Here is a 10319-nt window from a genome sequence, read left to right as displayed (position 1 = left end):
TCGACATCGAGTTCCGCGCCTTCTTTCTCGATCTGTACTGTAAGATCGTCGATGCGCAATTGTTCGCGGGGGATGGTGCAGAGGCGGGCGGTTTTGGGCTTCTCTTCGCTGGTGGGTTTTTCGGCGACGATGATGCAGGGGAAGACATCTGCCTCCTCGAAGATTTGCTTGGCGTGGCCGAAGTCCACGACGCTGCGAATCCAGGTCTGATCCCGGAAGAAGCGGCGCAGGGGCTCGCCGTAACCGGCCTTCATCCATTTGTTGGTGACGATGTAGGAGAGCAGGCCGCCGGGCTTTAGCAGACGCTGGCCGAGTTCGTAGAAGTACACGTAGAGATCTGCCATGCCGTGGTAGCTGGCGTAGTGTGCTTCGAGCCAGGGCTTGTAGGGTGTGAGGAGTTCCTGCCGCACATAGGGTGGGTTTCCCACGACGACATCGAAGCCGCCTTGGGCGAAGACTTCGGGGAAGGTGGCCTGCCAGTCGAAGGCCTTGGGATGCACGGTGGAGTCGCTGACGACGCTGTTGCCCTCGCGGATGCTGTGATCGAGGCTGGTGAGGCGCTTGCCATGGGCGGCGGTTTTGATCCAGAGGCTGAGCTGGCAGATCTGAATGGCCTCGGCGTTGAGATCCACGCCGTAGATGTTGTGCTGGAGGATCTGGCGGTCGAGATCGAAGAGGGTGCGGTGGCCGCGCAGTTCTTCCAGACGCGCATTGGACACTTCGTAGTGAGCGTGAAGCTGATCGAAGGCTTCGATGAGGAAGGCACCGCTGCCGCAGGCGGGATCGAGAATGCGCAGGGTCTTCAGGACTTCCTGCCATTCTTCCCAGAAGCGGATGAGCGCTTTGCGCTGAGGCTCATTGAGCGCGGGGAGATCGTAGGCGTTGGGATCGGTGAGCGTCTTCTTGGCGGTGCCGGTGGCGGCGGCTTCTTCGGTGATGCGCAGGGCCTCAAAGCGGGAACGCAGCACGGCACCGAGGGTCTGCTCGACGATGTAGCGGGTGATGAAGGAGGGGGTGTAGAACGCGCCTTCCTTTTTGCGGCGGGTCTTGGCCTGCTTTTCATCGACGAGGGTGCTGTAATCGCGCTCCAATTCCTGGCGCAGGCGTTCGAGGTCGGTGATGGACTGCTCGAAGATGTGGCCGAGGATGTCCACATCAATGACGGGACGGATTTCCTGGGTGTCTGCGGCCTCCGCCATCTCGCGGGCCGGACGGTAATCGTAGTCGGCGAGATCGCGGAAGAGCGCGCAGATTTCATCCGGTACGGCAAGGGTATCGAGGCCGGGGTCATGCGCGAAGAGGCCGCCGTTGTAGGCGGGAATTTTCAGTCCGGCATTGCCGACATCGACGGAGCGGAAGAGGCCGCGAAAGTTCTCCCAGATGGGCCGGGGATTGTAGGGATCACTGTGCTCGAAGGCGTGGCGTACGGTGTTGGGCGGGAGCAGGACGCGGTCTTCGCAGAAGGAGCAGAAGAGAATGCGATCGAGCAGCTTCTGGGTGCAGCGCAGGATTTCATGCGGCTCCACCTGATCATTCGCGACCCTGAGACGGCCGAAAACCTCCTGGCGGATGTCTGCGTAGAGTGCGTAAAACTTGTTGGTGAGTTCGCGCCCGGCGGACTCGGAAGTGCGGAGCAAGGCATTGAGATGGCTTTCCCCCTGCGCTGGCACGACGCGCTCCGCGCCGAGGAGGAAGACGAAGCGCTTTAGCAGTGCGGCATCGCTGGCGAGACGTGTGGTCTCAAAGCGTTCGTAGGTGTGCTGGTTGGAGCCTTTGTGATACAGCCGCGTCTCCCGCATGGAGGTTACGATGATCCAATCACAGGGGAGATTGATGGCGTAGCGATAGGCCTGCTCCACGGCGGACAAGCGGCGGCCTGAAAAGGGGCGATCCAATGGATCGCGCGTGCCTTTGCCCTCGACGGCGACGATGTATTTTTTTGTCTCGGTGGTGAAGCGTCCGAGAGCGGCATCTGCGAACTGGCCGTCCACCTCGACATGGGTTTCACGCAGGAGGGTGAAGCTGTCTCCGGGGCCGGCGGGGCTGGTGTAACCGAGGAGCTGGCCGAAGATGTCGGAGAGGAACTCGGGGAGGAGGGCGGTTTCCTTGAAGGTGTCCGCCTTGCCGGATGCGATGAGGTCTGCCCAATGCTGAAGGCGGGGCTGGGCAGCGCCGACGGATTCCGGTAGGGTGAAGATATGCACCTGCTGACGGATGAGATCGGGATTGAAAAGGGGCTTGGTTTCGACGGCCATGGGTTGTTTTGCTTATCAAAGATGGGGACGATTCGGATGGCAAGGGAAACGGAGGATGAGGGGATGTTGGTGGAGTGGTGGCTGGGATTTTTTGGATGATCACTGCATGAAGGTGATGGTGGGTGGCCAGAGGTCCGGATTGGTGCGGCGGGGCGTGTTGCCGACGCTGCTGGTGGGCGTTGGGTTTTGCGCAGCGCTGGGTTTGCTTTCCTGTGTTCGTCTTGCGTACCCAGGGAAGCACTCGCTATCGCTCGGCATCCCTGGGCTGAAATACGGAAGGCCGTTGGCCTTCAAACAGCCCATGTGGAAGAACTGCCTGCGCGATTTTTCCGCCAGTGGAATGATGCGCAGAGGTGTATCCGCGTGTTCTCTCATGAGGACAGGAAGGGGCCCAGTTGCACAGCAACTGGGCAACTTTTTAGATGCCGGAGGCCGATGCGGGAAGAATGATTGATTCCAACGCGAATGACCGCGAATTGACTCGAACGGCGAGGGGTATTTGGGGGCCGGGGAGGATGGGTGGGCGCTGGTCGACAGACAGGAGTGTCTGTCGTACTTCAGGCGGTCTGCTTGGCAGACTTGGCGACCAAGAGGGGGGAGCGATTTTCGAAATGGATTTCCGAAAGGGTGGCGTGGAGACGTGCGGCGGCGGTTGGAGGACCAACCGCCCTACCTTTGCGATAGGGACACTTTTTGCCGCTGGGTGTGGCCGGGAGCTGAACCGGAGCCTGAGCGGGCAGGATTGCCCGTGCTATGTAAGCAGAACTGGAGCGGGCAGGATTGCCCGCGCTACGTATGCGGAACCGGAGCGGGCAGGATTGCCCGTGCTACGTATGCGGAACCGGAGCGGGCAGGATTGCCCGCGCTACTTTTTAAATTCCTGCGGCCATGACTTTCATCCAGCGCATGCGGAAGGAGGAGTTTTCTTCCATGAGCTGGGCGGCGATGGTGGTGGAGAGCTGGGTGAGGCCGGTGAGGCGGGCGAAGGCGGCGGTGTTTTCCTGACGACGGTAGTAGTCGGTGGAGTCGGTGACCTGGGTGCCGAGGGATTGGGCGATTTCAACGAGGGTCTCGGGGGTGAGGCTTTCGAAGGGGAGGGTGAGGGTGCCGCGATCGAGGGTGACGCTGATCTGGGTGCCGGCGGGGTTGCAGGTGATGCGGCCGGTGAGCTGGCCGCCTTCGCGGCGGGTGATGGTGCCGGTCCAGCCTTTGGTGGTGAGATCGGTGGTGAGCTGGCGGATGAAGTCGCGGGACTGGGTGTAGAGGTAGAGGCGGCCGTCGAGGGCGGTGCGGACGTCTGCGGTTTCGAGGCGGGTGCCGCTGAGGAGGTCGATGGCGCGGGTGTAGTCGTAGCCCTGGACGAGGGAGGGGACGAGGGCGTTGACTTCGGCGAGGAGCTCGAGGTCGGCCTGGCGGTGTTTTTTGTCGGCCTCCATCTGGCGCTGCTGCTCTTCGAGGGTCATGCCGGAGATCTCACGCTGGTAGTTGGTTTCCAGGTCGGTAATGAAGCGGAGGAAGGCACCGCTGGTCTTGAGATTTTTCCGGACTTGCTGGACTTCGGCGAGGGCGGTGCGGAGCTCTGGGATGGTGCCGGAGCGCTTGGGCTGGAGGGCGCCGCGGACGAGGGCGAAGTCGGGCTTGTAGCGGTCTACGAGGGGGCTGTAGAGGGTGAGCCATTCGAGGGTGGCTGCGGAGGCGGCGGTGGGGGGCTGCTGGGTCTCGGCGAGATGCTGCTGGAAGTGCTCGAGCTCCTGGGCGCCGAGAAGGGCGTCTCCGAAGTGCCATTCGGCGAGGCCGTGGACGAGATAGCCGAGGATTTCTTCGTTGGTGGTTTTGTAGTCGAGGGAATGGAGGGGGGTGCCGAGGCCGAAGTCGTGGGACATGCGGTCCTGGATTTTGGCGAAGAAGGGGGCGAGGCCGTTGAGATCCGGAGTGGTGGCGAGCTTGGCGAACTGGTCTGCGGCGTCTTTTTTGTGATCGAGCATGATGCTGCAGAGTGCGGCATTGAAGCGGGCCCAGTTGGCGGTGGGCTGGAGGACGTCTTTGGATTTGGCGAGGGAGATGAACTTGTCTTCGGCGGTGGCGTACTGGCGGCCTTCGAGCATGGCCTGGCGTGCTTCGGTGAAGCGCTCGGAGACGGTTTTTTTGTTGGCTTTGTCTGCGGTGAGGGTGACGCCGGAGCCGTCGAGCTCGCGCTCATTGGCGGTGGCGAGCTGGATGGCTGCGCGGACGTTGCGGCGCTCTCCGCCTTCGCGGAGGAGCCAACCCATGCCGTAGGCGATGATGATGGCGGCGGCGATGAGGCCGATGAGGCGGGTGCGGCGATTGACGAGGCGGCGGCGGACGCTGCCGCGATCGAGGAGGCCTTCGGCGAGGCGCATTTCATCGACGACTTCGGAGTAGTTGGCGAAGCGGTCTTCGGGATGGAAGGAGAGCATGCCATTGATGACGTGCTCTGTGCGGGGGGAGAAGCGGAGGCCGGATTCGCCGAGGGTGACGCGCTTGGACTTGATGCGGCGGAGGTCTTCGATGGCGGCGGTGTCCGCCTTGTGGGGCGGATTGCCGGTCATGGCATGGTAGAGGGTGGCGCCGAGGGAGAAGATGTCGCTGCGGTAGTCTTCTTTGTTTTCGATGACTTTTTCGGGGGCGACGTAATAGGGGGTGGCCCAGATCTCGCCGGATTGATCGCCGCCGCGATCGACGAAGAGGGCGAGGCCGAAGTCCACGACTTTGGCGGTGCCGGTCTCGGTGAAGAGGATGTTGGCGGGTTTGACGTCGCGATGGATGAGGGTGAGCTGCTGGGCGGCGCGGAGGCCTTCGGCGACTTCGCGGCCGATGCGGAGGGCTTCGTCTTCTTTGAGGTGGCCTTCGCGGCGGATGCGCTGCTCAAGGGAGCCGCCGCCGACGAGCTCCATGGCGATGTAGAAGTAGCCCTGGTCATAGCCGACGGAGTAGAGCTTGATGACGTTGGGGTGCGTCACATTGGCGGTGATGTGGGCTTCGCGGCGGAACTGCTCGAGGCGGATGGAGTCGCGGGAGTACTGGCGGTTGAGGATTTTGAGGGCGACGCGGCGGCCGAGGGTTTCGTCTTCGGCTTCGAAGACGCGGCTCATGCCGCCTTCGCCGATCTGGCGGATGATCATGAACTGATCGAAGCGGCGGCGGACGCGGACCATCTGGCCGCAGAAGGGGCACTTGAGCTTGGTGAAGGGCTCCAGGGAGGTGACATCAATCTGCTTCTGACACACCGGGCAGGTGCTCAAAAAGGACTGTTCTGGAGGGGCGAGAATCAAGGGTGACGGATGTTGTCAGTAGCAGGACGCATTCGATATGCCAGAAATTACAGTTTGCCTTATTAATTCGAATCTTGAGTTTATAGGGTGGATTGGCTCATCAGTGAAACAGTGGATATAGGCGATCGTTTCGACAAACACCTCGCGAGGCGTTTGCCGGATATGTCGCGCTCGCGATTGCAGGACTTGATCAAGGAGGGACACGCAACGCTGAATGGGAAGGCGGTCAAGGCGGGTGCTACGCTCAAATGCGGGGATGCGGTGAGTCTCACGGTGCCGGATGTAGCGGAGGTGGAGATCAAGGCCCAGAACATTCCTTTGACGATTTTGTATGAAGACACCGACATCGTAGTGCTGGACAAGGCATCGGGGCTTGTCGTTCATCCGGCGGAGGGAAATCCTGACGGGACGCTGGTGAATGCGCTGCTGCACCACATCGAGGATCTGAGCGGGATCGGTGGGGAGATGCGGCCGGGGATTGTGCACCGTCTGGACAAGGACACGAGCGGCTGCATGGTGGTGGCGAAGAATGACATCGCGCACCGGCGGCTGACGGAGGCGTTTTCAGAGAGGCGGATCTCGAAGATCTACCTGGCGGTGGTGAACGGGGTGCCGAATGAGGAGAGCGGGCGGATCGAGACATCGATCGGGAGGCATCCGGTGGACCGTAAGCGGATGAGCAATCTGCTGGACGGGGCGGGGAAGAATGCGGTGACGGAGTGGAAGCGGCTGTCTGTGGACGAGGGCTGCGCGCTGATCCAGTGCCGACTGCTGACGGGGCGGACGCACCAGATCCGCGTGCATATGCGGGAGTCTTTGCAGTGTGCGATCCTGGGGGATCCGATCTATGCGAATCCGGCGAAGCAGCGGGTGCGTGTGCCGCGGCTGATGCTGCATGCGTGGAAGCTTTCGTTTAACCATCCGATCCATGATCAGCCGATGGCGTTTGAGGCGAAGGTGCCGGAGGAGTATGGGGCGTGGATGAAGCTGGTTGAGGGGTGAGGTGCGCGTTTTTTTGGCAAGGGAATGGGGTGTCAAAGGAATGACGAATGAGTAAATCCGAATGACGAAATAATGGCGAATGACGAAGCCCGAACGGGGCTGCGAACTGGCAGCATGGAGCTGCTGGTTTTGTCATCGGGACTTTGTCATTCGAATTGGCATCGACTCAATCTGCGCTTCTCTAAGCGGCGGGATACAACCTCATTTACACCATGCTCAAAGTTTACGCTTACTCTGGATGCTCTACGTGCAAGAATGCGATCAAGTGGCTGAAGGGGCGGGGGGTGGCGTTTGAGGAGATTGCGATTCGGGAGACGCCGCCGTCGGTGGGGGAACTGAAGGGGATGCTGGCGGCTCAGGGCGGGGAGCTGCGGCGGCTTTTTAATGTGTCGGGGATGGACTACCGGAGTCTGGGGCTGAAGGACACGCTGCCGGGGATGAGCACGGAGGAGGCGCTGGGGCTGCTGGCGGGGAATGGGAATCTGGTGAAGCGGCCGTTTGCGGTGGATGCGGGGAAGAAGGTGTTCCTTGTGGGGTTTAAGGAGGGGGAATGGGAGGCGGCGCTGGGGAAGTGAGAAGGGGGCCGCAGGTGCTGGGATGAGCGGGTGAGGTGGGTGCGGCGGAGCGCTGGCCGACAGGCAGGAGTGCCTATCGTACTTTCCGGAGGGGGCGGGTTACTTCACGGCGGCGGATTGTTCTTTGAAGAACTTGGCGATGAGGGGTGGGGCTTCTGGGGGGAACTTGTGGGTGCCGCCTTGCTGGATGAAGGCGATGAATGGGGCACCGACTTTGGAGGGGTAGAGGATGCAGTCTTTGGCCCAAGGGGTGCCTTCGGGTGCGCATTGATTGATCTCTTTGACCTTGGTTATGGCGAGCTCCTGCCAGGCGTATTTGACGAGGGGATCTGCGGTGCCGGCGAGGTGCATGCAGGGCTTGGGTTTGAAGGGGGTGTCTTTGAGCCGGGTGGAGAGTGCTGCGGATGGGGCGACGGCGCAGAGGACATCCGGGCGCGTCTGCCAGAGGAGGTAGGTGAAGCCGCCGCCGTTTGAGTGGCCGGTGGAGAAGATGCGCTTGGGGTCGACTTTGTAGTGTTCTTTGAGGTAGGCGATCGTGGCATCGAAGAGTTTCAAATCTCGGTCTGCCTGAGCGCCTGCGGCGTGCTGCCAGCCGGGCTTTTTGCCTTCGGGGTCGGTGAGCTGGCCGGGGGTATTCAGGCCCTGGAGATAGACGGAGATGGCTTCGGGCATGTGTTGGTACATGGCGAAGCTGCGCGCTGCATTTTGCGCGGTGCCGCCGTGGCCGTGCCAGACGAAGATGACGGGGGCGGGAGTTTCCTTGGCGGTGGAAGGGGTGTAGACGAAGCCGCTGCGTGCGACGCCATCGACGCTGAGATCGAGCTTTTGGACGCCGTCTGGAAGTGGAACTTGAGCCTGGCAGGTGGCGACGAGGGCCAGCAGGGAGAGCAGGAGACAGAGGTGGCGAATCATGGGCGGAGAGGTGTGAGTGCTTGCTTCAAACCTCAGGGTTTGGGCAAAGTTGCTGCGGCGGCTTCTTGGAAAGCCTGGCGCATGGGGGAGGCGTCGCCGTTCTTTAATCCGGCGCGTTGGATGAGGAGGATGTAGATGGATTTGGTCACGGGATCGATCCAGCCCTGGGTGCCGTGAGCGCCGCCGTGGCCGAAGGTGCCGGGGCTGAGCATGGCGGTGACTCCGGTGGGCTGGCGCACGATGTGAAAGCCCAGACCCATGCCCATGCCTTCGGTGAAGCTGGCCTTTAGATCGCCGGTTTGATTTGTGGTCATTTGTTGGAGCGATTCATTGGAGATGTAGCGCTTGCCGCCGGCTTCGCCGCCGTTGAGGACCATGGTGTAAAATTTGAGGAGATCTGCGGCTGTGGAGAAGAGTCCGCCTGCGGCCAGAGGGGAACGCTTTTTGTTGGAGTAGGGTGCGGTGAGATAGCGGATGGTGGTGGGCTCCAGGCCTTTGCCGTCTGCCGAGGGCTGGTAGCTTGTGGCCAGACGTGCGAGATGCTTCGGGTTCGGCCAGAAGGTGGTGTCGTGCATGCCGAGGGGGTGGAAGAGACGGCTTTCCATGAACTTCGCGTAGTCCCGGCCGCTGACGACTTCGATGATGCGGCCGAGGGTGTTGATGCCGGGATTGCAATAGGACCATTTGGAGCCGGGTTCGAACTGCAGAGGGGAGAGGGCATAGGTGATCACGGCTTCCTTCAAGGTGAGGACGTCCAGGGCATTGCCGTCGAGTGGTGAATTGCTGACGAGGCCGCTGGTGTGCGTGAGGAGGTCTTTGATGGTGATGGGGCGTGCTGGTTTGATGAGCACGGTTTGGTCCTTGGTTTTTTCCTTGAGGAGCATCTGGCCTTTGAACTCGGGCAGGTGCTTCATGACGGGGTCGTCGATGCTGAGTTTGCCTTCGTCCTGAAGCATCATGACTGCCAGCGCGGTCATGGGTTTGGTCATGGAGGCGATCCAGAAGAGGCTGTCTTTGGTCATCGGAGATTTTGAAGCGATGTCGCGCAAGCCGACGGCCTCTTCGTTGACGATCTTGCCGTCATGGGAAAAGAGTGTCACGGCCCCGGAGAGGGAGCCCTCTTTGACGAAGGACTCCATGCTTTCACGAATGGATTTTGCGGCTGGTTTTACCTCGGCGCGGAGGGTGAGAGACAGCGAAAGCAGCAGGCAGGCGGTGAGGCGGAATATTCTCATGGTGTGGTGCAGTGTACGCCGGAAATGGTGTGGTATGTCAATGCCTTGCCTGCTGCACGGGGTATGCTACGATCGCGGGCATGAGTTCAGCCAGCGTTGCCATTCCTGTGATCACTCCACCCGGACAGGGGCGGGGCATGTCTGTTTTTGGAGATGAAGTCGAGTTTGTGATCACCGGCGAGCAGACGGGTGGTCGTTTCACCCAATGGATCGAGACCACGCATCCCGGGGGCGGACCACCACCGCACTACCACACGCGGGAGGATGAGAATTTTTATGTCATCGAGGGCAGCGTGGAGTTTTTCCAAGACGGGCAGTGGACGGCGGTGCCGCCAGGAACAGCGGTGTTCATGCCGAAGGGCGTGGTGCATGCGTTTCGCAATGCGGGCAGCACGCCGCTGAAAATGCTCATTACCACAGTGCCGTCGGGCTTTGAGACTTTCTTTGACCGCTGTGCGGAGGAATTTGCCAAACCGGGTGCTCCGGATATGGCACGCATCGTGGAAATCGCCGGCGAGCACGGCATTCATTTCGTACACCCGTAATCTCTTTTCATTTCATGTTTAAAACCGGCCAGCAAGTTGTCTGCATTGATGATCAATTCGATCCCTGGGTCTTTGACCTGTACAAGTCATTGCCCAAAAAGGATGAGATTTACACGGTGCGCGCGCTGCGTGCGGGGCGCTCGAATCCGCAGTTTGTGGTGAATGACGATGCGGAGATCAAGCTGGCGGGGGCGGAGTTTGACCTGCTGCTGCTGCTGAAGGAGCTGAATAATCCGGATGATCCGCATTCGAGCGTGAAGCAGGAATTGGGATTCCGGTCGGAGAGGTTTGCGCCGTTGCTGGAGCAGACAGAGGAAGAGGAAGAGGCGGAGCTGATTGGCGTGGGCCACGGGGAGAAGACGTGGGAGCCGGAGCCGGCGTGGTCGAAGTAGGGGCGTGTGAGAATGGCACGCGGTCAAGCGTGGCGTCTTGTGCGTGATCGGCGTGTGTGGGGATTGTAAACTGAGAACTGCAAACTGAGAATTGCAAATTGGCCGAAGGC

General features: G+C 60.9%; 9 protein-coding genes. 4 read left to right on the top strand and 5 right to left on the bottom strand.

What is annotated here, in order from left to right:
* From ACIREA_RS17945 to ACIREA_RS17935, 3 genes are all read right to left on the bottom strand, one after another.
* The coding region (locus tag ACIREA_RS17945; RefSeq protein ID WP_397383697.1) for an Eco57I restriction-modification methylase domain-containing protein at positions 1-2255 on the bottom strand (2255 nt) is incomplete at its 3' end.
* Between the two features lie 99 nt (positions 2256-2354).
* Positions 2355-2630: a hypothetical protein gene (locus ACIREA_RS17940; RefSeq protein WP_397383696.1), complete on the bottom strand. Its 276-nt coding sequence runs from the start codon at positions 2628-2630 to the stop codon at positions 2355-2357.
* Positions 2631-3127: 497 nt separating this feature from the next.
* Positions 3128-5548 carry a serine/threonine-protein kinase gene (locus ACIREA_RS17935; RefSeq protein WP_397383694.1) on the bottom strand — a complete coding sequence of 807 codons (2421 nt, stop codon included), beginning with the start codon at positions 5546-5548 and terminating at the stop codon, positions 3128-3130.
* Between the two features lie 87 nt (positions 5549-5635).
* Here ACIREA_RS17935 and ACIREA_RS17930 point away from each other — a divergent pair, with 87 nt between their 5' ends.
* Together ACIREA_RS17930 and ACIREA_RS17925 are read left to right on the top strand one after the other, a co-directional pair.
* Positions 5636-6550 carry an RluA family pseudouridine synthase gene (locus tag ACIREA_RS17930; protein WP_397383693.1) on the top strand — a complete coding sequence of 305 codons (915 nt, stop codon included), beginning with the start codon at positions 5636-5638 and terminating at the stop codon, positions 6548-6550.
* A 212-nt stretch (positions 6551-6762) separates the two neighbouring features.
* On the top strand, positions 6763-7125 hold the full coding sequence (locus ACIREA_RS17925; protein WP_397383692.1) for an arsenate reductase family protein: 363 nt from the start codon (positions 6763-6765) through the stop codon (positions 7123-7125).
* A 99-nt stretch (positions 7126-7224) separates the two neighbouring features.
* Here ACIREA_RS17925 and ACIREA_RS17920 read toward each other — a convergent pair whose 3' ends face one another.
* Positions 7225-8037 (bottom strand): alpha/beta hydrolase family esterase, encoded by an 813-nt coding sequence (locus ACIREA_RS17920; protein WP_397383691.1) that lies wholly within the window; start codon positions 8035-8037, stop codon positions 7225-7227.
* Between the two features lie 32 nt (positions 8038-8069).
* Positions 8070-9272, bottom strand: coding sequence for a serine hydrolase domain-containing protein (locus ACIREA_RS17915; protein ID WP_397383690.1), 1203 nt, complete (start codon positions 9270-9272; stop codon positions 8070-8072).
* A gap of 80 nt (positions 9273-9352) precedes the next feature.
* Between ACIREA_RS17915 and ACIREA_RS17910 the strand changes: the two genes are divergently transcribed.
* Together ACIREA_RS17910 and ACIREA_RS17905 are read left to right on the top strand one after the other, a co-directional pair.
* Positions 9353-9817 carry a dimethylsulfonioproprionate lyase family protein gene (locus ACIREA_RS17910; RefSeq protein WP_397383689.1) on the top strand — a complete coding sequence of 155 codons (465 nt, stop codon included), beginning with the start codon at positions 9353-9355 and terminating at the stop codon, positions 9815-9817.
* 14 nt (positions 9818-9831) lie between these two features.
* Entirely contained in the window at positions 9832-10209 is a 378-nt protein-coding gene (locus ACIREA_RS17905; protein ID WP_397383688.1) for a hypothetical protein, read from the top strand.
* Positions 10210-10319: the final 110 nt, after the last annotated feature.

Origin of the sequence: Prosthecobacter sp., assembly GCF_044373815.1 — a bacterium.
Taxonomy (GTDB): domain Bacteria; phylum Verrucomicrobiota; class Verrucomicrobiia; order Verrucomicrobiales; family Verrucomicrobiaceae; genus Prosthecobacter.
The sequence above is the reverse complement of the archived record's forward strand: the minus strand, read 5'-3'. Positions and strand labels throughout refer to the sequence as shown.

Bases quoted from the DNA above. Each gene is read 5' to 3' on its own strand.
- ACIREA_RS17940 (WP_397383696.1), bottom strand. From the start codon at position 2,630: ATGAGAGAACACGCGGATACACCTCTGCGCATCATTCCACTGGCGGAA.
- ACIREA_RS17920 (WP_397383691.1), bottom strand. From the start codon at position 8,037: ATGATTCGCCACCTCTGTCTCCTGCTCTCCCTGCTGGCCCTCGTCGCC.
- ACIREA_RS17925 (WP_397383692.1), top strand. From the start codon at position 6,763: ATGCTCAAAGTTTACGCTTACTCTGGATGCTCTACGTGCAAGAATGCG.
- ACIREA_RS17905 (WP_397383688.1), top strand. From the start codon at position 9,832: ATGTTTAAAACCGGCCAGCAAGTTGTCTGCATTGATGATCAATTCGAT.
- ACIREA_RS17915 (WP_397383690.1), bottom strand. From the start codon at position 9,272: ATGAGAATATTCCGCCTCACCGCCTGCCTGCTGCTTTCGCTGTCTCTC.
- ACIREA_RS17910 (WP_397383689.1), top strand. From the start codon at position 9,353: ATGAGTTCAGCCAGCGTTGCCATTCCTGTGATCACTCCACCCGGACAG.